The 25,048-nt window shown below is 67.4% G+C and carries 28 protein-coding genes; 22 read left to right on the forward strand and 6 right to left on the reverse strand.

What is annotated here, in order from left to right; translation table 11 throughout:
- Positions 1-5 precede the first annotated feature (5 nt).
- From napG to moaA, 6 genes are read left to right on the forward strand one after another with little or no spacing between them, the layout of a single operon-like run.
- Entirely contained in the window at positions 6-845 is an 840-nt protein-coding gene (napG, locus tag CRO22_RS15570) for a ferredoxin-type protein NapG (protein ID WP_097071083.1), read from the forward strand.
- Positions 842-1,717, forward strand: a complete 876-nt coding sequence (napH, locus tag CRO22_RS15575; protein ID WP_097071084.1) for a quinol dehydrogenase ferredoxin subunit NapH — start codon at positions 842-844, stop codon at positions 1,715-1,717. Before napG ends, napH begins: the two co-directional genes overlap by 4 nt.
- Positions 1,714-2,172 (forward strand): nitrate reductase cytochrome c-type subunit, encoded by a 459-nt coding sequence (locus CRO22_RS15580; protein ID WP_097071085.1) that lies wholly within the window; start codon positions 1,714-1,716, stop codon positions 2,170-2,172. Before napH ends, CRO22_RS15580 begins: the two co-directional genes overlap by 4 nt.
- 20 nt (positions 2,173-2,192) lie before the next feature.
- Positions 2,193-2,894 carry a NapC/NirT family cytochrome c gene (locus CRO22_RS15585; RefSeq protein WP_097071086.1) on the forward strand — a complete coding sequence of 234 codons (702 nt, stop codon included), beginning with the start codon at positions 2,193-2,195 and terminating at the stop codon, positions 2,892-2,894.
- Between the two features lie 9 nt (positions 2,895-2,903).
- Entirely contained in the window at positions 2,904-3,422 is a 519-nt protein-coding gene (locus CRO22_RS15590; protein WP_097071087.1) for a DUF2478 domain-containing protein, read from the forward strand.
- Positions 3,403-4,407, forward strand: coding sequence for a GTP 3',8-cyclase MoaA (gene moaA, locus CRO22_RS15595; RefSeq protein ID WP_097071088.1), 1,005 nt, complete (start codon positions 3,403-3,405; stop codon positions 4,405-4,407). The genes CRO22_RS15590 and moaA overlap by 20 nt, the downstream gene beginning before the upstream one ends.
- A gap of 580 nt (positions 4,408-4,987) precedes the next feature.
- On the opposite strand, the gene CRO22_RS15600 is transcribed toward moaA, so the two are convergent.
- The 3 genes from CRO22_RS15600 to CRO22_RS15610 form a co-directional block, all read right to left on the reverse strand.
- Positions 4,988-5,737, reverse strand: coding sequence for a hypothetical protein (locus tag CRO22_RS15600; RefSeq protein ID WP_097071089.1), 750 nt, complete (start codon positions 5,735-5,737; stop codon positions 4,988-4,990).
- Complete coding sequence (locus CRO22_RS15605; RefSeq protein WP_097071090.1) at positions 5,734-6,360, reverse strand: RNA ligase family protein; 627 nt, start codon at positions 6,358-6,360, stop codon at positions 5,734-5,736. The genes CRO22_RS15600 and CRO22_RS15605 overlap by 4 nt, the downstream gene beginning before the upstream one ends.
- A 274-nt stretch (positions 6,361-6,634) precedes the next feature.
- Positions 6,635-7,150, reverse strand: coding sequence for an RrF2 family transcriptional regulator (locus CRO22_RS15610; RefSeq protein WP_097071091.1), 516 nt, complete (start codon positions 7,148-7,150; stop codon positions 6,635-6,637).
- 126 nt (positions 7,151-7,276) lie between these two features.
- On the opposite strand from CRO22_RS15610, the gene CRO22_RS18925 reads away from it, so the two are divergent.
- The 9 genes from CRO22_RS18925 (at position 7,277) to CRO22_RS15655 (ending at position 17,837) form a co-directional block, all read left to right on the forward strand.
- Positions 7,277-7,720 carry a hypothetical protein gene (locus tag CRO22_RS18925; protein ID WP_097071092.1) on the forward strand — a complete coding sequence of 148 codons (444 nt, stop codon included), beginning with the start codon at positions 7,277-7,279 and terminating at the stop codon, positions 7,718-7,720.
- Positions 7,720-9,909, forward strand: a complete 2,190-nt coding sequence (locus CRO22_RS15620; RefSeq protein ID WP_394341500.1) for a NosR/NirI family protein — start codon at positions 7,720-7,722, stop codon at positions 9,907-9,909. Before CRO22_RS18925 ends, CRO22_RS15620 begins: the two co-directional genes overlap by 1 nt.
- Before the next feature lie 21 nt (positions 9,910-9,930).
- Entirely contained in the window at positions 9,931-11,883 is a 1,953-nt protein-coding gene (gene nosZ, locus CRO22_RS15625) for a TAT-dependent nitrous-oxide reductase (RefSeq protein ID WP_097071094.1), read from the forward strand.
- Positions 11,884-11,886: 3 nt separating this feature from the next.
- The gene (locus CRO22_RS15630; RefSeq protein ID WP_097071095.1) at positions 11,887-13,206 is read left to right on the forward strand and encodes a nitrous oxide reductase family maturation protein NosD; all 1,320 of its coding nucleotides are present in this window, start codon (positions 11,887-11,889) and stop codon (positions 13,204-13,206) included.
- Positions 13,181-14,068, forward strand: coding sequence for an ABC transporter ATP-binding protein (locus tag CRO22_RS15635; protein ID WP_097071148.1), 888 nt, complete (start codon positions 13,181-13,183; stop codon positions 14,066-14,068). Before CRO22_RS15630 ends, CRO22_RS15635 begins: the two co-directional genes overlap by 26 nt.
- Positions 14,065-14,916, forward strand: a complete 852-nt coding sequence (locus CRO22_RS15640) for an ABC transporter permease (RefSeq protein ID WP_097071096.1) — start codon at positions 14,065-14,067, stop codon at positions 14,914-14,916. Before CRO22_RS15635 ends, CRO22_RS15640 begins: the two co-directional genes overlap by 4 nt.
- Positions 14,913-15,563, forward strand: a complete 651-nt coding sequence (locus CRO22_RS15645; RefSeq protein ID WP_097071097.1) for a nitrous oxide reductase accessory protein NosL — start codon at positions 14,913-14,915, stop codon at positions 15,561-15,563. Before CRO22_RS15640 ends, CRO22_RS15645 begins: the two co-directional genes overlap by 4 nt.
- Positions 15,563-16,471 carry an FAD:protein FMN transferase gene (locus CRO22_RS15650; protein ID WP_097071098.1) on the forward strand — a complete coding sequence of 303 codons (909 nt, stop codon included), beginning with the start codon at positions 15,563-15,565 and terminating at the stop codon, positions 16,469-16,471. Before CRO22_RS15645 ends, CRO22_RS15650 begins: the two co-directional genes overlap by 1 nt.
- Before the next feature lie 160 nt (positions 16,472-16,631).
- Positions 16,632-17,837, forward strand: coding sequence for an NnrS family protein (locus CRO22_RS15655; protein WP_097071099.1), 1,206 nt, complete (start codon positions 16,632-16,634; stop codon positions 17,835-17,837).
- Positions 17,838-17,844: 7 nt separating this feature from the next.
- On the opposite strand, the gene CRO22_RS15660 is transcribed toward CRO22_RS15655, so the two are convergent.
- Positions 17,845-18,543, reverse strand: coding sequence for a Crp/Fnr family transcriptional regulator (locus CRO22_RS15660; RefSeq protein WP_097071100.1), 699 nt, complete (start codon positions 18,541-18,543; stop codon positions 17,845-17,847).
- A gap of 177 nt (positions 18,544-18,720) precedes the next feature.
- Between CRO22_RS15660 and CRO22_RS15665 the strand changes: the two genes are divergently transcribed.
- From CRO22_RS15665 to CRO22_RS15680, 4 genes are all read left to right on the forward strand, one after another.
- On the forward strand, positions 18,721-19,164 hold the full coding sequence (locus CRO22_RS15665) for a hypothetical protein (protein ID WP_097071101.1): 444 nt from the start codon (positions 18,721-18,723) through the stop codon (positions 19,162-19,164).
- 107 nt (positions 19,165-19,271) lie between these two features.
- Positions 19,272-20,366: an ABC transporter substrate-binding protein gene (locus tag CRO22_RS15670; RefSeq protein WP_097071102.1), complete on the forward strand. Its 1,095-nt coding sequence runs from the start codon at positions 19,272-19,274 to the stop codon at positions 20,364-20,366.
- Positions 20,363-21,451 (forward strand): FecCD family ABC transporter permease, encoded by a 1,089-nt coding sequence (locus tag CRO22_RS15675; RefSeq protein ID WP_097071103.1) that lies wholly within the window; start codon positions 20,363-20,365, stop codon positions 21,449-21,451. Before CRO22_RS15670 ends, CRO22_RS15675 begins: the two co-directional genes overlap by 4 nt.
- A gap of 1 nt (position 21,452) precedes the next feature.
- Positions 21,453-22,223 carry an ABC transporter ATP-binding protein gene (locus tag CRO22_RS15680; protein WP_097071104.1) on the forward strand — a complete coding sequence of 257 codons (771 nt, stop codon included), beginning with the start codon at positions 21,453-21,455 and terminating at the stop codon, positions 22,221-22,223.
- Between the two features lie 47 nt (positions 22,224-22,270).
- On the opposite strand, the gene CRO22_RS15685 is transcribed toward CRO22_RS15680, so the two are convergent.
- Together CRO22_RS15685 and CRO22_RS15690 are read right to left on the reverse strand one after the other, a co-directional pair.
- On the reverse strand, positions 22,271-22,696 hold the full coding sequence (locus CRO22_RS15685) for a VOC family protein (protein WP_097071105.1): 426 nt from the start codon (positions 22,694-22,696) through the stop codon (positions 22,271-22,273).
- A gap of 512 nt (positions 22,697-23,208) precedes the next feature.
- A complete protein-coding gene (locus CRO22_RS15690; protein WP_245861004.1) occupies positions 23,209-23,484 on the reverse strand; it encodes a hypothetical protein in 276 nt (91 codons plus the stop codon).
- A 195-nt stretch (positions 23,485-23,679) separates the two neighbouring features.
- Between CRO22_RS15690 and CRO22_RS15695 the strand changes: the two genes are divergently transcribed.
- The 3 genes from CRO22_RS15695 (at position 23,680) to CRO22_RS15705 (ending at position 25,026) form a co-directional block, all read left to right on the forward strand.
- Complete coding sequence (locus CRO22_RS15695) at positions 23,680-24,039, forward strand: hypothetical protein (protein ID WP_097071106.1); 360 nt, start codon at positions 23,680-23,682, stop codon at positions 24,037-24,039.
- Between the two features lie 130 nt (positions 24,040-24,169).
- Positions 24,170-24,739 carry a lytic transglycosylase domain-containing protein gene (locus CRO22_RS15700; RefSeq protein WP_394341501.1) on the forward strand — a complete coding sequence of 190 codons (570 nt, stop codon included), beginning with the start codon at positions 24,170-24,172 and terminating at the stop codon, positions 24,737-24,739.
- Positions 24,736-25,026, forward strand: a complete 291-nt coding sequence (locus CRO22_RS15705; RefSeq protein WP_076367620.1) for a TrbC/VirB2 family protein — start codon at positions 24,736-24,738, stop codon at positions 25,024-25,026. Before CRO22_RS15700 ends, CRO22_RS15705 begins: the two co-directional genes overlap by 4 nt.
- Positions 25,027-25,048: the final 22 nt, after the last annotated feature.

Here is a 25,048-nt window from a genome sequence, read left to right on the forward strand (position 1 = left end):
AACCCATGCCCGCCCCCGGCTTTGCCTCGTCGCTTGACCGGCGCCGTTTCCTGACGGAAACGGCCCGGATGGCGGCGGGCTGCGCGGTGGCGGGAACGCTTTTGGCGAGCTTCGTCAGCCGCGCGGGGGCATTGCCCGCAACGGCCTTGCGGCCGCCGGGGGCTTTAGCCGAGGCGGATTTTCTGGCCGCGTGCAGTCGCTGCGGTCTTTGTGTGCGCGACTGCCCCTATGACACGCTGACCCTGGCGGTCCCGGGCGAGGATGTGGCGATCGGCACGCCGTTCTTTACCGCCCGCGAGATCCCCTGCGAGATGTGCGAAGACATCCCCTGCGTCGCCGCCTGCCCGACCGGGGCGCTGGACCCTGGCCTGACCGACATCGGAGACGCGAAAATGGGCGTCGCGGTGCTGGTCGATGAGGAACATTGCCTGAATGCGCTGGGGCTGCGCTGCGATGTCTGCTATCGCGTCTGCCCCGTGATCGATCAGGCAATCACGTTGGAAATGCGGCACAATCCGCGCTCGGGCCATCATGCGATCTTCCTGCCCGTGGTCCATGCCGAGTTCTGCACCGGCTGCGGCAAATGCGAGAAAAGCTGCGTCCTGCCCGAGGCAACGATCAAGGTTTTGCCGCTGCATCTGGCCCGCGGCGTGGCCTCGGATCACTATCGGCTGGGCTGGGAGGAGATGCAGGACAAGGGCGCCCCGGTGGTCGAAGGCATCGTCGATCTGCCCGACCGACTGCCCGGCCCCGGCACCGACAATCTGGCGACGCCGGGCGGCTTTGCGCCCGAAGGCGCGGGTGATTTCGCCCCCGCCTTCAAACTTCCGGGGGGCAAACCATGAGCGCCCCGAAAGGCCGGTTGGCTGCGCAGAAATGGCTGATCACCCGCCGCCTGTCGCAGCTTGGCTTTCTGATGCTGTTCCTCTCGGGTCCGTGGTTCGGCCTCTGGATCGCCAAGGGCAATCTGACCGGATCGGTGACGCTCGATGTGCTGCCGCTCTCCGACCCCTTCGTGATCCTGCAATCGCTGGCAGCAGGGCACATCCCCGCCACGACGGCGCTGATCGGCGCGGCGATCGTCACCGTCACCTATGCGCTGATCGGCGGGCGGGTCTATTGTTCCTGGGTCTGCCCGATCAACCCGGTGACCGATGTCGCGCATTGGGCTCACCGGCGGCTGAACCTGCCGAAAGGCTGGCAGCCAGCGCGCACGACGCGGCTCTGGCTGATGGTCACCGTGCTGGCCGTTTCGGCCGCAACCGGCACCGTCGCTTGGGAATTCGTCAATCCGATCAGCCTGCTGCACAGGGGCCTCGTTTTCGGGATCGGCTTTGGCTGGACCTTTGTGCTGGCCGTCTTCCTGTTCGACCTTTTCGTCTCGCGGCACGGCTGGTGCGGGCATCTGTGCCCGGTCGGCGCCTTCTATGGCCAGATCGGCCGCAAGCCGGTGCTGCGCGTTTCCGCCCGCGCCCGCGCCGTCTGCGACGATTGCATGGACTGCTTCACCGTCTGCCCCGAGCCGCAGGTTCTGACCCCCGCGCTGCGCGGCGCGACCGGCAGCACGCCCCTGATCCTCTCGCGCGACTGCACCAATTGCGGCCGCTGCATCGACGTCTGCGATCTTGACGTCTTCCGCTTCACCCATCGTTTCGACGCCACACCCGCGCCGGGCCGCGTCGCCTCGAAATCACGCCTCACGGAGCCCCAGCCATGAAAAAAGCCATTCTGATCAGCGCCCTCCTTGCGGCTGCCACGGCCAGCCTCGCGGGGTTTGCCGCCGCGCAATCCACCCTCGCCACGGCCCCCGAGACCGCCACCGTCAACTCCATTCGCGGCGTCGATCCCGAAACGCAGGTGACGGTGAACCCGGTCTATCATCAGGAAGAAGGCCGCAAGAACCGCAACTACCGCGCCCAGCCGCCGATCATTCCGCACACGATCGAGAAATATCAGATCGACCTGCATGCGAACGAATGCCTCGCCTGCCACGACTGGAAAAACGCCGCCGACCGCCGCGCGCCGACGCTGTCGATGACGCATTACACCAGCCGCGACGGCGTGCAGACCGACACCGTCGCACCACGGCGCTGGTTCTGCAATCAGTGCCACGTGCCGCAGGTCGATGCGCCCGCGCTTGTCGACAACCTTTTCAAGGGCTCGGAAGAGTAACCGGGGCAAGGGAGCATATCATGACCGACACCACCGATCCGAAACCCGGTCTGTTCCGCCGTTTCTGGACCCTGCTCTGGAGCCCGCCCGCCGCGATCTCGCTCGGCGTGCTGCTGATCGTGGGCTTTGGCACCGGGATTCTGTTCTGGGGGGGCTTTCACACCGCGCTCGAGATGACCAACAACGAGACCTTCTGCACCTCGTGCCACGAGATGCGCGAGAATGTTTACGCGGAATATCAAGGATCTGTGCATCAGAACAACGCCTCGGGGGTGCGGGCGACCTGCCCGGATTGCCACGTGCCGAAGGAATGGGGGCCGAAGATGATCCGCAAGATCCAAGCCTCGAAAGAGCTTTACGGCCATTTCATCTCGGGCTCGATCTGGACGCGCGACAAGTTCGTTGACCGCCGCATCGAACTGGCGAAACACGAATGGGAGCGGATGAAGCGCAATGACAGCCAAGCCTGCCGCAACTGCCACAGCCTTGTTTACATGGACTTCACGCTGCAGGAAAACCGCGCCGCCGAGAACCATCAGAAGGCGCTCGATCAGGGCATGACCTGCATCGACTGCCATCAGGGGATCGCGCATGATCTGCCCGACAATTACCTGACCGCCTATCGCGGCGTGGTCGAGCGGTTGCAGGCCGAGGGGGCGATCCCGGCGCCGAAACCGGTCGATGCGGCCGCGATCGACGGCTATCTGAAGACGACGAACTGAGAGGACGGGATGCGACTGGCATATCTGCAGGCCGAGGGCGGCGCGACGAACCGGCTTCTGGCGGGCTTCGCCGAAGCGGCGCGGTCGCGCGGCCTGCGGGTGATCGGCACGGTGCAGGTGAACACCGACAATCCCGGCACCGGGCGGTGCGACATGGATGTGACGGTGCTGCCGGGCGGTCCGGTCTTGCGGATCTCGCAAGATCTGGGAACGGGTTCGCAGGGCTGCAGGCTCGATCCCGCCGCGCTCGAAGAGGCCGTGGCGCGGACCGAGACCGCGCTGGCCGCGGGCGCCGATCTGCTGGTCGTGAACAAGTTCGGCAAGCATGAGGCCGAGGGGCGCGGGTTTCGCGCGCTGATCGGCGAGGCTTTGGCGCAGGGTGTGCCGGTCGTGGTGGGGCTGAACGGGTTGAACGCGGCCGCTTTCGCAGAGTTCGGGGCGGGGTTCGCGCAGCGGCTCGATGCGTCGCCCGAGGCGCTGCTGGGCTGGCTCGAGGAAGGCAAGAACGATGGGCACGCCGCTTTGTGACGGCTTCGGCCGTGATGTGCGTTACCTGCGGGTTTCGGTCACCGACCGCTGCGATCTGCGCTGTTCCTACTGCATGAAGGAAGACGTGACCTTCCTGCCGCGCAATCAGGTGCTGAGCCTTGAGGAACTCGACCGGCTCTGCTCGGCCTTCGTCACGCTTGGCGTGCGCAAGCTGCGGGTGACCGGGGGCGAGCCTCTGGTGCGGCGCAACATCCTCAGCTTCTTCGCCGCGATGGGGGCGCATCTGCGGGCCGGGCGGCTCGATGAACTCACCCTGACCACGAATGGCACGCAGCTCGCCCGCCATGCGCAGGCGCTGGCCGCGTGCGGGGTGAAGCGGGTCAATGTCTCGCTCGATACTTTAGACGCGCAGAAATACACCCGCCTGACCCGGCTCGGCCGGATCGGGCAGGTCTTCGACGGTATCGCCGCCGCGCAGGCCGCGGGGCTGCGGGTGAAGCTCAATGCGATGGCGTTGAAGGGCGTGAACGACGACGAGATCTTCGCGCTGACCGACTGGGCGGCGGGTCACGGCTGCGATCTGACCTTCATCGAGCTGATGCCGATGGGCGACATTCCCGCAGGCACGCGGCTTGACCAGTTCTGGCCGCTCGATGAGGTCCGCGCGCATCTGGAAACCCGGTTCCGGCTGATCGACAGCGCTCTGAGCACCGGCGGCCCCGCGCGCTATGTGACACTGGCCGAAACCGGGCAGCGGATCGGCTTCATCTCGCCGCTCAGCCACAATTTCTGCAACAGTTGCAACCGCGTGCGCCTGACCTGCAAGGGCGAGCTTTACACCTGCCTTGGGCAGGAAGGGTCTACCGACCTTCGCCCCGTCCTGCGCGCGGGCATCGAGGGCGCGGCGCTGGCGCGCGAGATCCGCGCCGCGATTGCACGCAAACCCGCGGGCCATGCCTTTGGCTACGGCCCCTGCGCCGTCGCCGGGCAAATGGCGCGCGGCATGAACCACACCGGAGGCTGAGAGGATCGACCTCTACGCGACGCCCGTGGCGGGCATCGACAGTCGGAACGTCAGCCGAGCGCATTGACAATGGCAGCCATCTTCCAGTGGCAGGACGTCGTTGGCGCGGTCAAGGAGACGGTCAAAGTACCCTTCACGTAGAAACCGAGTAGCCCATCGCGATCCTCACATCGAAACCGTTCCGAGGACGGAGCCGCGCGTCTGCTATCCCGGTGCTCTTCAGATGCAAGGCAACAACTTCACATGCTGCAAGCCCACCCTCTTGATCGGGCCCGCAGCAATGCTGCATCGCGCAAAAGGGGCCGGAATGGGCTGCTCGGCCTTACGCTGCGGCGCGATCGAGCGGCCGCTGTCGCGGCATCAGCTGGAAGGGCCGACCGGCCGGTAAGGGCCGCACGTGGACCTGCGCAGCTTGGTGCCGGGGCTCTGCTACGGCGGCTCCCTGTGCATTGATGCCGTTCGTCCAAGGCGCTGCAAAAGTCGGCTTGCCCGAGACCTAGCGCGGTTGGCCGTTGTGGCGCTGACCCGGCGGCTGACATCGCTGGCCAAACCCGTCAGCTGAGCAAGCGGAAAACCGGCCTTACAGCTGAATGTGGATGTGATCGACATGCCGGGCGGCGGCGCAGCCCTGAAAGCGGATCTTCGCCGCGCCGGACCCGAATTTCGCCGCCAGATGCGGTTCAAGGAAAACCTTGCCGATCCGCGGATCGCGCGACAAAAGCCGCAGCGCAAGGCGCATCCGTTCGGGCTCGGGGGCATAGTCGGGCCAGAGCGGTTGCAGCCAGGGCAGATCCCAGCGCAGCGTTGGAAAGCGCGGCGGGCAGGTGCCTGGCCCCGGCTCGAAGGCGAAATAGCCCAAGGGCGAGCGAGTTTGCCCCGGCAGGTAGCGGCCGTGATCGGCGTAATAAAGCGCAAGATCAAGCTTGCGGCCATCCTTGTGCGACAGATGCGGCAAAAGCGGAAATCCGTTCAGAAACGGGAAGTTGCCATCCAGCGCAAGGGTCACGGTGCCGGGATGGGTCTGCGCCATCTCGGACGCCATGTCCTCGGCGGCGGATTTGAGATCGGGGGCGACGTAATTGCGGTTCGCAAGGCAGAAGACCCACGACCGCATCACCAACGGGCCGTCGCCGTGACAGGCGATCGGCACCCGCCCGAACAGCGGCGCGATCATCAGCGCGCCCAGCCAAAGCCCGCCATAAAGCAGCGCAAAGGCAAGGAACTTGCGGCGAAACAAACGGCTGATCAGCCACGCCAGCCCGCCCAGCTGCGTCAGCACCGTCAGAACAGCGGCGAGCGCCAGATGCAGGGCCGCGCGTCCGGTCCTCATGCGCTCTTCAGCCCGTTCGGCACAAGCGCCGCCTGCATCCAGTGCGTTTCGCTTTGCACATGGCCCGCGCGGACATATTTGCCCATCCGGCGCGGCATCTCGGCTTCGGGGAAAGCCCCCGCCACGCGCACGACGAAACCCTCCTGCCGGGCCAGATCAAGCCCCGCCGCGATGGTCTCGAATAGCCCCGCCCGCCAAGGTCCGCGCCAAAGCGTCGGCACCGGGGTGATGCCCAATTCCTCGAACCGCATCAGCGTCAAATCCCAGGGCTGCACCTCGTCGTCGAGGATCCAGGCAAAGCCCAGAAACCACGCGGGCAGCGCGTCATAGCCCACCGAATGGCGCGCATAAAGGTTCTCGCCGACGATCCGCTCGCCCTCGGCCAGTTGCGGCGAGATGCCCGCGGCAAAGGCCTTGAGCCAGTCGCGCGAGGGGTGGTTGCGGCTGTCGGGGCTGCGCGCATGGCAACCGCCGCGGTGCAGCGTGGTGTTCTCGCCATCCATCTTTTCGGTGATCACCAGATCGTCGCAGATCAACCCCTCGAGCGAGGTCATGATCTTGTCGTCGCTGCTGGCGCCGGGCGAGATCGGCAAATGAAAGGTGCGGCCATACTTCTTCGACATTCGGCAACATTATCCGGGCACCGCTCCGCGGGAAAGGGGCGCCAGACGGGCGCAAGCGTGGCAAGGAACCCCGGTTCGGGGAGGGCGGAGAGCGGTCGGTGATATTGCGGCACTGCACCCGCGGCAAACAGCTATAGCAGTCGTTGGAGCGCGCTTCAGAGAGAGCACCGGGCATCGGCGGCGCGAGGGGCGGGCGCTGGAGCGGCGCGGTCGTCGTTGTGCTCGGCAGGTTGGCGCAGAGCCATGCCCGACTGCCCTTGGCGTGGCGCGGCGCTCAGGCGTCCTGACCGCTGCCCGACCGCTCTGCCGGGGCCTCGGCGGTATCGGGCGGGGCCTGTGACAGACCACGCAAAGGTTGCGGCCCGTCGGGCGCCTGCGCAAGGAAGTATTTCGGCCGCACCATCGCATCGGCGAGCGTGTATTTGCCCAGCACGGCCAAGAACGCATCGAGCGCCTCGTTCGCCACGTTCGGCAGCCGACAGGGGCGCGAGATCCGGCAGGCATTGCCGCTCAGATAGCATTCGAAAAGCCCGAAATCGGGCTCGGTCACGCTCACCAGATCGGCCAGATTGATCGCTTCGGGCGCGCGCGCCAGCACGAATCCGCCGTGGCGCCCCTTGCTCGAAACCAGAAACCCCGCGCGCGACAGCGTCAGCACCACCTTCTTCACATGCGCGCGCGAGATCGCGAACCACTCCGCGACCTCGTCGATCGTCACCCGCTCGCCCGACCTCGCCGCCGTGTAGATCAACAGCCGCAAGGCATAATCGGTAAAGGTCGTCAGGCGCACGGGCCACCCCTCTCAAGATGCAGATATTCTTACCTGAAATCGGCCTCGGGTCGAGGTGGATTAAAAAGGATATTCTACATGACTTAAATCAAGGCCGGGGGTAGGCTCGGTGCTTAGGGAGAGATCATGACCTGCACCGCGCCCCTTTCGCGGCGAATTTCGCCGCTGGCCGCCCCGGCCCTAGCCATGGCCCTGCGCCTGAGCCTTTGCCTGGCTCTGGCGCTCACGGGGGCTTGGGGGGCTGCGGCCTGCGCGGAGCAAGCGGGGCTGCGCCCGATGGTGATCTGCGCCAGCGGCGGCGGCACCGAGACCCTCTGGCTCGATGCCGCGGGCAACCCCGCCCCCGGTCCCGCCTCGGGTTCGGGCCCCGGCCGTTGCGACGCCTGCCCCGATTGCCTCGCCGCCGGTTCCGGCGCGGTGCTGCCCGAGCGCCTCGCCGCGACGCGCGCGCTCGACACCCGTTTCGACCCGCTCTGGATCGCCGCCGCGGTGGAATTGCCCGGCCTGCCCGATCCCGCCCCCGCTGCCCGCGGCCCCCCGCGCGCGGCCCCTGACCGGATGATCTCCTGATGCACAGATGTTCTCATATCTTCGCCCTGGCATGGATGGTGTGCGGCGCGCTTTTCCTCGCGCTGGCAGGCCCCGCGGCGGCCGAGGCGACGGTTCTCGAAAAATACCTGCCGCAGGTCGCGCCAGCCGATCTGGTTCCCGGTGCCGACAGCTTCGGCCCGCAAAAGCCCGATCTGGCGGTGGCGCCGGTGATGCAGGGCACGACGCAACGCGGCTGGGCTTTCGTCACCTCCGATTTCGTCGGCACCACCGGGTATTCGGGCAAGCCCATCCATGTGATGGTGGCGCTCGACATGGCCGGCAAGGTGCTTGGCGCGCGGCTGCTCAAGCACTCCGAACCCATTGTTCTGGTTGGCATTCCCGAGGCCAAGGTGAAGGCGCTCGTGGGCTCTTATGTGGGGGTCGACCTGACCCGCGCCGCCATCGACAAGGCCGCGGCGCATGATTTGCAGATCATTTCGGGCGCCACCGTCACTGTGATGGTGATCGACGATTCGATCCTGCGCTCGGGCATCAAGGTCGCGCGCGCGCTCGGCCTTGGCGGCATGCGTGCCGAAAAGGCCACCGGCCCGAAGGCCGAGATCGACCCCGCCGCCGTGGCGCCCGAGGGGTGGCTCGCGATGCTGGGCGATGGCACGGTGCGGCGGCTCTCGCTCGATGTGGGTCAGGTGAACGAGGCTTTCGCGGCGCTGCCCGATCCGCGCGCGGTGCCCCATGCGCTGCGCGAGCCGCCGCAGACGCCGTTCATCGACCTCAACCTCGCGCTCGTGTCGGTGCCCGGCATCGGCAAGGCGGTGCTGGGCGCGGCCGAGGCGGCGAACCTGCAAGCCTGGCTCAAGCCCGGCGAAAGCGCGGTGGCGATCGCGGCGAACGGGCTTTATTCCTTCAAGGGCTCGGGCTATGTGCGCGGCGGCATCTTCGACCGCATCGTGCTGGTGCAAGACGACGTGACGGTGCGGTTCCATGACCACGACCATCGCCGTCTGGTCACGCTGGGGGCCAAGGGCGCGCCGGGGTTCACCGAAGCCGACCTGTTCAAGATCCCCGCCGATCTGGGCTTCGATCCGGCGAAACCGTTCCGGCTGCAACTGCTGGTGCAGCGTCCGGTCGCCGCGACGCAGAAGCTCTTCACCACTTTCGAGCTCGGCTATCAGCTGCCCGGCCATTACCTCAAACCCCTTGCGGTGGCGGCGCCCGCGCCGGTGGTCGAGGAGACCGACGCGCAGGCGAATCTGTGGCGCTCGATCTGGGCGGGCAAGAAGCCCGAGATCGCCGTCACCGCGACGATGCTGGTGGTGCTGACGCTGGTCTTCTTTTTCCAGAACGCGGTGACGCGCAATGCCCGCGCCTTCTTCTGGTTCCGCATGGGCTTTCTGACCGTGACGCTGGGTTTCCTTGGCTTTTACGCCAATGCGCAGCTCTCGGTCGTCAACCTGATGGCGCTCTTTGGCGCGCTGACCACGTCCTTCAGCTGGCAGGCCTTCCTGCTCGATCCCTTGACCTTCATCCTGTGGTTCGCCGTCGCCGCCGCGCTTCTGTTCTGGGGGCGGGGCGCTTATTGCGGCTGGCTTTGCCCCTTCGGCGCGTTGCAAGAGATCACCAACCGCATCGCGCGCGCGCTCCACATCCCGCAATGGACCCTGCCCTGGGGCCTGAACGAGCGCCTCTGGCCGATCAAATACATGATCTTCCTCGGGCTTTTCGGGGTGTCGCTGGGCTCGATCGAACAGGCCGAACATCTGGCCGAAATCGAGCCCTTCAAGACCGCGATCATCCTGAAATTCGTGCGCGCCTGGCCCTTCGTCGCCTATGCGGCGGCGCTTATGATGGCGGGGCTCTTCGTCGAGCGGTTCTATTGCCGCTACCTCTGCCCGCTTGGCGCGGCACTCGCCATTCCGGCGCGGCTGCGGATGTTCGACTGGCTCAAACGCTACCACGATTGCGGCAACCCCTGTCAGGTCTGCGCGCATGACTGCCCGGTGCAGGCGATCCACCCCACGGGCGAGATCAACCCGAACGAATGCGTCACCTGCCTGCATTGCCAGGTGCTTTACCAAAGCCACACCACCTGCCCCGTCGTGATCCGGCAGGACAAACGCCGCGCCGCCGTGGCGCCGGCCTCAGCCCAGAACGTCGCCGCAACCGCGGTCCCGCGCGATCTGCGCAACCATCCCCATACCCCTCACTGAACGGAAAGAAGGAGTTCAACCATGACCGAAGAGACCAAAGCCGGCATCAGCCGCAGGATGCTTCTGGGCGCAAGCGCGGGCGGCGCGGCGCTGGCGGGCACGCTTGGCGGGCGCCTCGCGCTGGGCACGGGCTTTGCAGGCGCGACGCTGGCCGCGACCGGCGCGGCGCGGGCCGAGGGGGCCTCGGGCGGGTTCGAAGTGCCGCCCGGCCAACTTGATGAATATTACGGCTTCTGGTCCTCGGGCCAGACCGGCGAGATGCGGATTCTGGGCATCCCCTCGATGCGCGAGTTGATGCGCGTGCCGGTGTTCAACCGCTGCTCGGCCACCGGCTGGGGCCAGACCAATGAATCGATCCGCGTGCATCAACGTTCGATGCTTCCCGAAACGAAGAAATTCCTCGAAGCGAACGGCAAGAAAATCCACGACAACGGCGATTTGCACCATGTTCACATGTCCTTCACCGAGGGCAAGTATGACGGCCGCTTCCTCTACATGAACGACAAGGCCAACACCCGCGTCGCCCGCGTGCGCTGCGACGTGATGAAATGCGACGCCATCCTCGAAGTGCCCAACGCCCATGCGATCCACGGGCTGCGGCCGCAGAAATGGCCGCGCACCAATTACGTCTTCTGCAATGGCGAGGACGAGACGCCGCTCGTCAACGACGGTTCGACGATGGATGACGTGAGCACCTATGTGAACATCTTCACCGCGGTCGATGCCGACAAATGGGATGTGGCCTGGCAGGTGATCGTGTCGGGCAACCTCGACAATACCGACGCCGATTACGAAGGCAAATGGGCGTTCTCGACCAGCTACAACAGCGAAATGGGGATGAACACCGCCGACATGACGGGGGCGGAGATGGATCATGTGGTGGTGTTCAACATCGCCGAGATCGAAAAGGGCATCGCGGCGGGCGATTATCAGGAGCTCAACGGCGTCAAGGTGATCGACGGGCGCAAGGGGTCGAACAAGAAATACACCCGCTACATTCCGGTCGCCAACAACCCGCATGGCTGCAACATGGCGCCCGACAAGATCCACCTCTGCGTCGCGGGCAAGCTGAGCCCCACCGTCACGGTGATCGACGTCACGAAGCTCGACACGATCTTCGAGACCGACGCCGACCCGCGTTCGGTCGTGGTGGCGGAGCCGGAACTGGGGCTCGGGCCGCTGCACAACGCCTTTGACGGCAAGGGCAACGTTTATACCTCGCTCTTCCTCGACAGCCAGGTTGTGAAGTGGAACATCGATCTGGCGAAACGGCTTTACGCGGGCGAGAAGGTCGACCCGATCCTCGACAAATGCGACGTGCAATATCAGCCGGGGCACCTCAAGACCTCGATGGGCGAGACCCTCGAGGCCGATGGCAAGTGGCTGGTTTGCCTGTGCAAATTCTCCAAGGACCGGTTCTTGAACGTCGGGCCCCTGAAGCCCGAGAACGATCAGCTGATCGACATTTCGGGCGAGCGGATGAAGGTGATCCACGACGGGCCGAACTTCGCCGAACCGCATGACGCGATCGCCGTGCATGCCTCGAAGATGACGGGCATCAAGTCGATCTGGGACCGCAACGACCCGTTCTGGGCCGAGACGCGGGCGCAGGCCGAGGCCGATGGAGTCGATCTTGACGACGAACAGGCCATCGTGATCCGCGACAAGGCCGACCCCGGCAAGGTGCGCGTCTACATGTCGGCCATCGCGCCGAACTATGCGATGGAAAGCTTCGAGGTGACCGAGGGCGACGAGGTCACCGTGGTGATCACCAACCTCGACGACATCGATGACCTGACGCATGGCTTCACCATGGGGGGCCACGGCGTGGCGATGGAGATCGGGCCGCAGGCGACCTCGTCGGTCACCTTCGTCGCCGCCAATCCGGGCGTCTACTGGTATTACTGCCAGTGGTTCTGCCACGCGCTGCACATGGAGATGCGCGGCCGCATGTTCGTGCGTCCGAAGGCGTAAGCGATGCGGCTGCCTTGTCTTTTTCTTGCGCTGAGCCTGCTTGCACACCCCCTGCAAGCCGAGACGGTGCCGGTTTCTCCGGGCGAGGCAGCCCTGCGCCGCGCGATCGCCGCGGCATCGCCCGGCGACGTGCTGCGCCTGACGGCGGGGCTTTACGGTCCCGCCGTCATCGACAAGCCGCTGACGCTCGAAGGGGCGGGGGCGGCGGTGATCGACGGCGGCCACCGGGGCACGGTGCTGCGCGTCACCGCCGATGACGTCACGCTGCGCGGGCTGATCGTGCAGGGATCGGGCGCGCGCAACGAGGATATCGACGCCGGCATCAAGGTCATCAAGGGCGTGGCGCGCACCCGCATCGAGGGCAATCTTTTGCGCGACAACATGCATGGCATCGACTTTCACGGCGCCATCGACGCGCTGGCGCGGGGCAATACCGTGCTGGGCCGCCGCGACGCGCAGATGAACGCGCGCGGCAACGGCTTTTACGTCTGGAACGCGCCCGGCGTGGTGATCGAGGACAATGTGGTGCGCTGGGGCCGCGACGGCATCTTCTCCAATACCTCGCGCAAGGACATCTTCCGCCGCAACAGATTTAGCGATCTGCGCTTTGCGATCCACTACATGTATACCAACGACAGTGTGGTCGCCGACAATATCTCGATCGGCAACCACCTTGGCTTTGCCATGATGTATTCGCGCAGGTTGCAGGTGACGGGCAACATCTCGCTGTCCGACCGCGACCACGGGGTGATGCTGAATTCCACCAACGACGCCGATGTGATCGGCAATCTGGTGATCGGCGCGGCGAAATGCACCTTCCTGTACGATGCCAACAAGAACCTGATCGCCGGCAACCGGTTTGAGGGCTGCGGCATCGGCATTCACTACACCGCCGGATCGGCGCGCAATGCGGTGACCGGCAATGCCTTCATCGGCAATCGCACGCAGGTGAAATATGTCGGCTCGCGCGATCTGGAATGGAGCCTCGAGGGGCGCGGCAATTACTGGTCCGACCTTGCCGCCTTCGATCTGAACGGCGATGGCCGCGCCGATCAGGCGTTTCGCCCCAATGACCTGATGGACCATATCCTGTGGTCGCAACCCGCGGCCGCGCTGCTGACCGGCGCGCCCGTGGTGCAGCTGATCCGCTGGAGCCAGGCGAGTTTCCCCGCCACGCTGCCCGGCGGCATCCTCGACAGCCATCCGCTGATGGCGCCCATCGACATTCCCCTCCCGCCCGATCTGGCGGCCCGCGCGGCCGAACCGGTCCGGCGCTGGGCCGAAGAGACCGGAGACGATGCTGAACCTGACCTCTCTCACTAAGCAGTATGGCGCCTTGGCCGCGCTCAGCGCGGTCAGCTTCGAGGTCGCCCCCGGCGAGCGGGTGGCGCTTCTGGGCCATAACGGCGCGGGCAAATCCACGCTGATGAAGATCGTGCTGGGGCTGATCCCGTTCGATGCCGGGCAGGTCTCGGTGCTGGGTGCGGCGCCGGGCTCGGCGCAGGCCCGTGCAGGCGTGGCCTATCTGCCGGAGAATGTCGCCTTTCACCCGGCGCTGACCGGTGAAGAGCAGATCGGGCTGTTCCTGTCGCTGCGCGGCGAAAGCCCGGCGCGGGCGCGCGATCTGCTCGGCCGGGTGGGCCTGCATGATGCGGCGCGGCGGCGGATCGGCACTTATTCCAAGGGGATGCGGCAGCGGGTGGGGCTGGCGCAGGCGCTGATCGGGCGGCCGAGGCTGTTGATCCTTGATGAACCGACCTCGGGCCTCGACCCGGTGTCGCGGCGCGATTTCTACGCGCTTTTGGACGATCTCGCCGCCGAGGGCGCGGCGATCCTGCTGTCGTCGCATGCGCTGACCGAGGTCGAGGCGCGCACCGACCGGATCGTGATCCTGTCGGGCGGGCATCTGGTGGCGCGCGGCACTCTCTCCAGCCTGCGCGCCAAGGCCGATCTGCCGGTGACGTTGCAGATCACCCCGGCGCCGGGGCAGGAGGCGCGTCTCGCCGAGGCCCTGCCCGAGGCGGTGCGGGTCGGCGGGCAACTGCATCTGAGCAGCGCGCAGGGGCAGAAACTGGCGGCGCTTGCCCGCGTCGCGGGGCTTGGCGCGATGGTCGCCGATCTCGATCTGATCCCGCCCTCGCTCGAGGATATCTACAGCCATTTCAGCCGGAGGGACGGCCAATGAGCGCGACGCTTGCCCCCGCAAACCTTGCCCCCGCCATCCTTGCGCTTGCGAAAGCCGAATTCCGCATCGCCACGCGCAACCGCTGGCTTGCCATCGCCGCGGGGCTGATGGTGATCTTCGCGCTGATCCTGACCGCGGCGGGCTCGGGGCCAAGCGGCAGTCTCGGCACCGACCGGCTCTCGGTCACGGTGGCGAGCCTGACCAGCCTCTCGGTCTATCTGGTGCCGCTGATCGCGCTGCTGTTGTCCTTCGACGCGGTCGCGGGCGAGGCCGAGCGCGGCACCTTGCCCCTGATCCTCACCTATCCGATCGGGCGCGGGCCGATCCTTGCGGGCAAGGCGCTCGCCCATCTCGCCATCCTCACGCTGGCGCTGATCGCGGGCTATGGCACGGCGGGGGTGGCGGCTGTCCTGCTCGATCCGACCTCGGGCGCGGGGCTTGGCGCGCTCTTGCGGCTGATCTGGACCTCGGTCGCGCTCGGCGCCACCTTCCTCGGCCTTGGCTATGCGATCTCGGCCCGCGCCAAGCGCCCCTCGGCGGCGGCGGGCGGCGCGGTCGGGCTCTGGCTTCTGGCGGTGGTGCTTTACGACCTTGCCCTGCTCGCCGCGGTGGTCGCCGACAATGGCGGCGCCTTCACCACGCAGGTCTTCCCGCTCACCCTGCTCGCAAACCCCGCCGATGCGTTTCGCCTCTTCAACCTCGCCGCGGCGCAGGCGGGCGCGGCGGCCTCCGGCGTCGCCGCCGCCGCGGGCGCGGTGCCGCTTTGGCAATCCGCCGCCTCGCTTCTGCTGTGGCCCGCCCTCGCCGGAGCCCTTGCCCTTGTCTCTTTCCGAAAGGTAACCCCATGAAACGCCTGCTTTTGTCCCTGTGCCTGCTGGCAGCCTGCCGCGACGATGCAGCGGTGCCGCAACCGGTTTCGCTCAGCGCCGATGCGGTGGGCTACTTCTGCCAGATGAACATTCTCGACCACGGCGGCCCGAAGGCGCAGGTGCATCTTGATGTCGCCCCCGGCAAGCCCTTGTTCTTCAGTCAGGTGCGCGATGCGCTGGTTTACCTGAACATGAGCCAGAAGGAGGGGCAGGTGCAGGCCACCTATGTCACCGACATGGCGGCGGGCGATTGGGATGCGCCCGCGACGCTTCCCTGGATCGCCGCCGATCAGGCGATCTATGTGGTGGGCTCGTCGCGGCTTGGCGGCATGGAGGAGGCCGAGACGGTGCCCTTCGCCACGCCCGAAGCGGCGGCGGCGTTCATCGCGCGCTATGGCGGGCAGGCGCTGCGGCTTGCCGAGATCCCCGCCGCGATGCTTGCCCCCGAGGCGCCCGTGGCCGAGGCGGGCGATGAGGCCGGCTACGCGGCGCGGCTCAAGGCCCATGCGGGGCATGACATGGGGGCCACCATGGGGGCGAACATGGGGGCCGAGATGGGCGGCAACATGGATCACGACATGGGCGCCAGCATGGGGCATGCCGGTCATGCGATGGGGGACATGTGATGGCCCGTCTCACCCGTCGCAGGTTTCTGACCATCACCGCCGGTCTGGCGGGCCTCGGCCTTGCGCCCGCCCGCGCCGAGATCCACGAATGGCGCGGCATTGCGCTGGGCGCCAGCGCGCGCATCCTGATCGCCCATCCCGAGGCGGAGGCGATCACCGCCGCCGCCGCCGCCGAGATCGCGCGGCTCGAGACGGTGTTTTCGCTCACCCGCGCCGACAGCGCGCTGATGCGGCTGAACGCCAGCGGGCGGCTCGACGATCCGCCGTTCGAATTGCTCGACTGTCTGGCGCTTTGCGACGCGGTCCATGCGGCGACGGCGGGGGCCTTCGATCCGACGGTGCAGCCGCTCTGGGCGCTTTACGCCGAGCGGTTCAGCGCCGGTCGCGCCCCGAGCCGGGCCGAGATCGCGCAGGTTCTGCCGCGCATCGGCTGGGGCAGGGTCGAGGTCGACAGCAGCTGCGTCACCCTTGCGCCCGGTCAGGCGCTGACGCTGAACGGCGTGGCGCAGGGGGTGATCGCCGACCGGGTCGCGGGCCTCTTGCGCGCGCGCGGCCTGAGCGACATCCTTATCGACACCGGCGAGTTTCACGCGCTGGGCGGGCGCCCCGGGGGCGGCGGCTGGCCGGTGCGGCTGGCGGCGGGGGGCGAGGTCGAGCTGACCAACCGTGGGCTCGCAAGCTCCTCGGCGCTGGGCACCAGTTTCGACGCGGCGGGCCGCGTGGGGCATATTCTCGACCCGAGAACCGGCCAACCGGCGCCGCCGCGCTGGCGCCTCGTCACCATCACCGCGCCGCAGGCGGGCCTCGCCGATGCGCTCTCGACCGCCGCCTGCCTGATGCCCGAGACTGCGGATATCCTTGCCGCGCTGGCAGGGTTCGAGGGCGCGCGGCTCGAACATCTGGCGTGACGGCGGCGCGGGCCGCGCGCGCAGCGGTTATCCCCGATGCGACGCTTCGGCCCGGCGGGTCTTGACTTTCATCAAGGGGGCGGCGGCCCGCCGGGCCGATGGTCGGCACGGACAAGCCTGCCCCCGAATGCCCCCCCGGACTGCCCCCGAAAGGACCGCCATGACCGCCCTCACCCGCCTCTTCAGCGAAGGTTTTCGCATCTTCTTTCTGCTCGCCGGGCTCTGGGGCGCGCTGGCGATGCTGGTCTGGGGGCTCTGGCTTGGCCTGCAGGGCTGGGGCGGGATGATGGATCTGCCCAACGATCTCGTGCCGCAGTGGTGGCACGGGCACGAGATGATCTTCGGCTTCGGCTCTGCCGCCGCGGCGGGGTTCTTTCTGACCGCGGTGCCGAACTGGACCGGAGCGCCCCCGGCGCGGCCGCGGTTCATCGTGCTGGCGGCGGTGCTCTGGGCGGCGGGGCGGGTCTCGGTCTGGCTTTGGGGGACGGTGCCCGGCCCTGTCGCGGCGGCGGTGACGCTTGCCTTTCTGCCGATGCTTGCGGGACGGATCACGCAGCAATTGCTGGCGCGGCGCAACGGGGCGGACATCATGTTCCTTGGCCTTCTGTCGCTGATGTGGCTGGCGCAGATCCGGGTGATGCTTGACTTTCTGGGCCTGCCCTTGGGCGATGCGGGCGCGGGGCTGCATGGCGGCATCGCGGTGCTGATCGCGCTGATCGTGGTGCTGGGCGGGCGGATCACCCCGGCCTTCACCCGCAATGCGCTCGGCCGGGCCGCAAGCGCACGCGGCGTCGTGGCCGCGCCCGAGACGCTGCCGGTGCAGGACAAGACCACCGACCGGGTGGCGATCGGGGCCGCGATCCTCGCCGCTGCGGCGATCACCCTTGGCCTGCCCGCGCCGTTTGCGGGCGCGGCGCAGATCGTGCTTGGCCTTGCGCAGCTTTGGCGGATGCGGCGCTGGCGCGGGCTTGCGGTGCGGCGCGAGCCGATCCTTGCGGTGCTGCATGGCGCGATGGCGCTTGTGGGCCTGGGCGCGCTCTTGCAGGGCCTCGCCGCCTTCGGCCTCGGATCTCAGATCGGCGCGTTGCATTTTTCCGCCCTCGGCGGCGTCGGCACGATGGTGCTCGCGGTGATGAGCCGCGCCACGCTCGGCCATACCGGCCGCCCGCTCCTCGCCCCTGCCCCGGTCGTGCTTGCCTATGCGCTGATCCCCGTGGCGGCGCTGATCCGCTGGGCTGCCGCGCTTGGCCCGCTCGCGCTTTACACCCCCGGCACGCTCCTTGCCGCAAGCCTTTGGGTGCTGGCGTTCGGGCTTTTCGTGCAGGCCCTCGGCCCGGCGCTTCTCGGCCCCCGCCTGCGCCCCTAAGCCCGCGCTAACGCGACCACGACAGGCCGGGGTCTTCCTCGACATAGGCGCGCAACACCGCGACATCGGCGATTTCCGCGCGTGACTGGCGCACCTGCACCCCCTTTTCGCGCAGCCGCGCAAAGGCCCGGCTCAGGCTTTCGGGCTTCATCCCGAGACGCCCGGCGATCAACACCTTGTCGTAGGGAAGCGTCACGGCACAACCACCGCTTTCCTCGGGCACATGTTCGAGCAGGAATTCCGCCACCCGCTGCGCCCCCGAGCGCGCCTTGAGCTGTTCGATCTGCCCCACCAGCCGATGCAGATGCGCGAAACTCGCCGCCAGCAGCGCCTCGGCCAGACCGGGCTGCCGCTCGATCAGGCGCAGGATTTCCGCCGTCTCGATGCGCACCAGAACGGCATCGGTCGCCGCCTCCGCCGAGACCGGGTAGACGCCGCCCGCAAAGGCCACCGCCTCGCCGAAACTGTCGCCGCGGGTGAACACGCTCACCACCGCCTCCGAGCCGTTCGGCGCGACGCGGTAAAGCTTCACCCAACCCTCGGCCACCACATAGATCGACCGCGCCTGCTCGCCTTGCAGAAAGATCGTCTTGCCGCGCTCGAAGGCGCGGTCGCGCGCGGTCGCAAGGATCAGATCCTGCGCCGGTTTCGGCAGCGCGCCCAAGAGCAGGGATTTCCGGGCGATCCGGTCGGCGTCAGGTGTCATCGGGGTCTCCTTGGCCGGGTTATGCCACGCCCGGGCCCGCAGCGGAAGCCGCGCGCGTTTCGCCGCGTTACGGCTCCGGGCAAGGGCCGGGGGCGACCGGACAGAATGTCGCGGATTTTCTGGATCGCTTGACCAAGATCAAGTATCACGGGGCTGTGATCCGCTAACCAGACGCCGATGCGCCTGACCTCGCCCCTTTCCGTCCCGCCCAGCCGCCGCCGCGTTCCGCGCGCGGGCGCAGGCCTTGCGCGGGCGGTGCTGTCGGGGCTTTTGCTGCTTGCGCTGGTTCTGGCCGGGACGGTGCCGCAGGGGATGATGCGGGTGGTCGATGGCGCCGGGCAGCGGCTGGTGCTGTGCACCCCCGACGGCCCGCGCGAGATCTGGATGGGCGCCGATGGCGTGGCGCAAGACCGCGCGCCCTTGCCCGCGCAGAACCGCGAGACCGGCAAATGTCTGTCTGTCACGCTGGCGCTGGTGGCGGTGCAGGGCGATCTGGGCACCACCGCCGAGCCCGCGCAGTTCGACCGCTTCCGCCCCGATCTGACCGCGCCCCGGCCCGCCGCGCCGCCGCCGCAACACCGGCCCCAGCCCCGCGCGCCGCCCGTTTCCCGTCTCTCCTGACCTCTTGCGGCGCTGATCGTCAGCGCCCGCCCGCGCGCGCCCCTGGCCGCGCCGATGACCCGCGCCCGCGCGCTTTGCGCTGGCCCGTCAAATCCCTGGAGATACGCATGAAACTTGCTCCCCTTGCGGCCGTGGCCGCGCTGTCGCTTGCCCCCGTCCTTGCTCAGGCCCATGAGATGATCACCGATCTCGATGGGCGCAACGTGATGATCCACGCCACCCCCGAACGCGTCGCGCTGGGCTTTTACTACGAGGATTACCTTGCCGTGACCGGCCCCGAGGGCGCGGCGAAGCTGGTGTCACTGTCGCGCGCCCCTTGGGCCGATTGGCGGCCGGGGCAATGGGCGGCCTATCGGGCGGTCTTCCCGAACCTCGAGACGCTGCCTGATTTCGGCAATGCCGATGACAACAGCTTTTCGATCGAGGCGCTGATCGCCTCGAAACCCGATGTGGCGATCCTGTCCACCTGGCAGACTGCGGTGATCGGCGCGCCGGGCGTGAAGCAGATCGAAGACGCGGGCATCACCGTGGTGGCGATCGACTACAACGCCCAGACGCTGGAGCGGCACCTGCTTTCGACCCGCGTTCTGGGCGCGGTGATGGGCCAGCCCGAGCGCGCCGAAGCCTTGGCCGCGATGTATGAGGCGAAGACCGCCGATACCGCCGCGCGCATCGCCAAGGCCGGGCCTTCGGGCAAGAAGATCTATGTCGAACTGGCGCAAAAGGGCCCGGGCGAGGTGGGCAACACCTATGGCAAGGGCATGTGGGCGGGGGTGATCGACCTCGTTGGCGGCACGAATATCGCCTCGGGGCAGATCGAGAACTGGGGGCCGCTTTCGCCCGAATATGTGATCGCGACGCAGCCCGATGTGATCTTGCTGGCCGGGTCGGAGTGGAAGAACAAGCCCGAGGCGGTGCTGCTGGGCTTTGGCGAAACCGATGCGGCGGCGCAACCGAAGATGGCGGCCTATGCGGCGCGGCCGGGCTGGGCCGATCTGCCCGCGGTGCAAAACCATCAGGTCTACGGCATCTATCACGGCGGCAACCGCACGCTGTCGGATTTCGTCTATGCCCGCACCATCGCCAAGGCGCTTTACCCCGAGGCTTTCGCCGATGTCGATCCGGCCGCCGAGCTGGTCGAGTATTACAAGGCCTGGCTGCCGGTCGCGCCCGACGGCACGTTCGTGACGAAACTGCAATGACCGCGCGGCCCGGTCCCGTCTCCGGTGCCGCCCCAGCTCCCGCGCCCGTTTCTGCGCTGGAGCGGTGGCGGGCGCGGGCGGCCCGGCAGGGGGCGGCGGTGCTGATCGCCGCCCTCGCGCTCGCCGCTTTCGCGCTGCTCGATCTGATGACCGGTCCCTCGGGCATGACACCGGGGGCGCTGTTGCAGGCCGCGCTTGCAGGCCCCGAGGGCTCTGAGCGCGCCGCCGCGACGATCTTCTGGCAGATCCGCCTGCCGCAGCTGTGCATGGGGCTGATCGTCGGCGCCTCGCTGGGGCTGGCGGGGCTCTTGATGCAGACGATCCTCGCAAATCCGCTCGCCTCGCCCTTCACGCTGGGGTTCTCCGCCGCCGCGGGCTTTGGCGCGGCGCTGGCGATCATGGGCGGCGCGCTTGTGCCGCTGCCGCTGCCGGGATGGCTGCTCACCCCCGCACTCGCCTTCGCCGCGACGCTTGCCGCCACCGCGCTCGTCTGGCTGGTGGCGCGGCTGCGCGGCACCGCGCCGGAAACCCTCGTCCTTGCCGGCATCGCGGTGATGTTCTTCTTCCAGTCGGCGCAATCGCTGATGCAATTCATGGCCTCGCCCGAGGTGCTGGCACAGATCGTGTTCTGGCTGTTCGGCTCGCTTCTCAAGGCGAACTGGGTCGCGGTCTCGGTCTCGGGCACGATCCTGCTCGCCTGCCTGCCCTTTCTCGTGCGCGATCTCTGGGCGCTCACCAGCCTGCGTCTGGGAGAGACCCACGCCGCCGCCCTCGGCCTCGATGTCGCGGCGCTGCGCCGCCGTGCCTTCCTGATCACCGCGCTTCTGACCGCCGGCGCGGTCAGCTTCACCGGCACCATCGGCTTTGTCGGGCTGATCGCGCCCCATGTCGCCCGCGCGCTGGTGGGCGAGGATCACCGGCTCGGCCTGCCCGCCGCCGCGATCGCGGGCGCGCTGATCCTGATCGCCGCCTCGGTCACCGGCAAGGCGCTGTCGCAAGGCGCGGCGATCCCGGTCGGCATCGTCACGGCGGTGGCCGGGGTGCCGATGCTGCTGGCGGTGATCCTGACGAAGAAGGGGGTGTGACATGCCCGAAAGCCTCGAGATCACCCTGCCTGCGCTCCATCGCGGCCGCGCCAGAGTGCTGGCGCCCTGCCACCTCAGCCTTGCACCGGGCGAGGTGGTGGCGCTGGTCGGCCCCAATGGCGCAGGAAAAACCACGCTGTTGCAAGCGATTGCCGGGCTTGCCCCGGAACGCGCTCGACTGTGTCTGGGGGGACGGGCGCTTGATCGCGCCGAGATCGGCTTTCTGCCGCAGGCCTTTGCCGTGCGCGCGGGGTTGAGCGTGCTCGACTGTCTGCTTCTGGGGCAGCGCGAGGCGCTTGGCCTGCGCGTGGCGCCGCGCCTGATCGCCGAGGCCGAGGCGCTGCTGTGCCAGCTTGGCCTTGCCGATCTGGCTGACCGCGCGATGCACGACCTTTCGGGCGGGCAGCAACAGCGCGTGCTGATCGCGCAGCGGCTGTTCCGGCGCCCGAAACTGCTGGCTCTCGACGAGCCCACCTCGGCGCTCGATCTGCACCATCAGCTTGAAGTGATGGCGCTTCTGCGCACCCAAGCGCAGACCACAAGCGCGCCGGTTCTGGCGGCGCTGCACGACCTCAGCCTTGCCGCGCGTTACGCCGACCGGGTGCTGGTGCTGGCGGGCGGGCAGATCGAGGCCGACGGCGCGCCCGAGGCGGTGCTGACCCCGGAGCGTCTCGCGCAGCACTGGCGCATCGCCCCCGAAATCCTGCGCGCGCGCGACGGCAAGCCGGTGATCGTGCCGCATTTGAGCCCCGCCTTGGTGCCAGACCGCTGAGGCTGGCACCCGTTCGATCTGACGTGGCCAAACCTGCGGGCGGCGCATCAATCCTCCGGCGGCAGCCACTCCGGGTTCCAGACGATTTCCCACAGATGCCCGTCGGGATCGCGAAAATAGCCCGCATAGCCGCCGTAAAACGTCTCCTTCGCGGGCTTGATCACCTCGGCCCCGGCGCGCGCGGCGGCCTCCAGGCACGCATCCACCTCTTCGCGCCGCGCCACATTATGCCCGATGGTGACGGCGGTCGGGCTGACCGGCTGCACCGGCAAGCCGGTATCGTGTGCGATGTCCGCCTGCGCCCAAAGCGCGAGCTTCACCCCGCCCGGCAGGTCGAAAAACGCGACCGCGCCATGCGCGAATTCCTGCCCGACGATGCCTTTCGTCGGCAGCCCAAGCCCGTCGCGATAAAAGGAAAGCGCGCGTTCAAGATCCGCAACGCCCAGTGTCAGAACCGAAAGCCTCGGTTTCATGTCCTCGCCCCCCAAACCGCACCTGACCTGCGCAGATAGCCCCGCGCCGCCCGTTTTCAACGCGGGCGCCGCAAAGCGGGGCCGGGCCTCGCGCGCCCCGGGTCTGACCTGCGTCGGGCCCACAGAGAGTTGGTCGGGGATCGCAGAGGGCCAAAAGACCCAATCGCCCAAGGCTCGGCCATTCGCACCGGAGGCGAGGCCTTGCGGCGCGCCCCACACGAGCGGCGGAAAGGGGCTGCGAGCGCCTCTCGCGGCGTCGTGCCTCAACGGCTGGTTTGGCGGCATGCGCCGGGTGGGCCGAGAGGCCGGAATGGGCCGACCACGAGAATCCGCGCGATCGACACTGGGGTTATGCAAGGGCGGCTTTCGGTGCCGTGCGTCGCCGCCAAGGTGGCCTGCCAACGGTAGCCATCGCAAGTTTCTGCGGCTGCAATGGTGCCGCATCACTTACCTCCCACCCTACAACAGATTGCTGATCTCCGCCCGAAGCAGATGGCTACGCGGCACTGGTCCTACTCAAGCGCATCCTGGAACCGCACGTAGTCCTCGCTCGCCTCTTTCGCCTCGACAAAGGTTCGCGAGCGCTCTTCATCCATGCAGCGAAAATAGTCCTGAACTTCAGCGATATAAGTCTCGAAGTCCCCTCGGATCAGATCTGCATAGAGGCGCATGTCTTCTGTGGATGCGGGAAGAAACGGTCGCTCGGGCGGGGAACAGGCATGCGCCGGAGTAGCGGCCGCGATCATGGCGATCATCAGCGCAAGGGGCGTGTTGCACGCATAAGTCATGAGAGGGGCTATACTCCTTTGCCGCCTTTGAAATCATAAGTTTGTCAGGTATCACCGTTATCGGAGCAAGACGATCTCCGTCAATTCGTTAAAATTGTCTTGCCTTCGTTCATGTTGTTTTGTATCGCCCGCGGTATTGCGACCCCGTGGGCCCGATACTGCACCTCAGGCAGAAGAAGGATCCATGGGAAGGCCATGATAGAAGAAGCACCGAATGTGGTTACAGAAGACGGGCTGCGCGGCCTCCTTGGCGAGGGCTATCTCATCGAGGTGGTCTGCAGGGAAGGGGCTGAGAAGCGCCACAACAGCTGGTACGGCGTGTGGGTCATCCGGGCCGTTGCTCCCGACGGGCGTGACGACAAGATGCTCGTCACCAGCCGCAGCGTTCTCAAGCTGCGCGATTTCAAGACGATCGTCGGCCTTGTCAGCTTCCTTGCCGATATGGGTTGCACGACCGCGAGCATCCCGCTCGTCGAGGGGGCTCGCGAGCGTCATGCTGCCCCCGGGCGCGCGCCCGAGCCAGAAACCGGCCCGGTTCTGGTCAAGGACAACTGACCGCGCTTTTGCGCTCGTCGTGCTAATCGGTACAGGCGTTTGTTCCGCGCCCTTGGCCTTAGCCGACGGTTTCATCTTCGAGGTCAGCCCGGATGGTCGGCTGATCGACACGGCAGAAACGACGCGCCACATGCGCTCGTTCACCGCCGGAAAAGACGCCCAGGAGGGGCCTCTTTCAGATCGTCTCTTTCTTTTTGCGGCACCGCAGTCCAGCGGGGATGATGATCGCCTCAGCCTCGTGTCTGCAGCTGCACCCCGTGCGGCCCACGCCGCCCCGAACATCCTTCATGCCATTGAGAGCACGGCGCTGCGCTACGGTAGCCATCGTGCCCTCCGCGACGCAGGTCTCTCCGTCACCGATTGGGCGCTCTTCTACCGTGCAAATATCGAGGTCGAGAGCGGCTATAATCCGCGGGCGCGCAGCCCGGTCGGGGCCATTGGCCTTGGTCAATTGATGCCCGAGACCGCGCGCGATCTCGGCGTCGACCCCAATGACATCGCCCAGAACCTCGACGGCTCGGCGCGCTACCTTCTGATGCTGCTCGATCAGTTTCGCGATCCTGCGCTGGCTCTCGCCGCCTATAATGCCGGCCCCGATGCGGTCACCCGCCATGGCGGCATTCCCCCCTTCCAAGAAACCCAGGGCCATGTGGCCCGCGTGACAGCCGTGTTCCAGCGGCTGAAAGGAGATTTGTCGTGACGTCCAAACCTTCCCTCATCGTGCTCGGCGCGATGACGCTCATCGTTCTGGCCAGCCCCGCGCTGGCGCAAAGCATCGACCTTTCGCCGGTGCAGACGCTGCTGCAAGGCATCGTCGACGCGATCACCGGCCCCTTGGGCATTGTGATCGGCACGCTTGCCCTGATCGGCGTGTTCCTCTCCTGGCTCTTCGGGATCCTCGATTTCCGCCAAGCGCTTTGGGTCGTGGTCGCGATCGCGGGCATCGCTGCGGCCCCCACCATCGTCGCCGCGATCTGGACGACCTGAGCCAAAGTTCCCGGAGGTCCTG

The organism is Rhodobacter maris (genome assembly GCF_900217815.1).
GTDB lineage: Bacteria > Pseudomonadota > Alphaproteobacteria > Rhodobacterales > Rhodobacteraceae > Rhodobacter > Rhodobacter maris.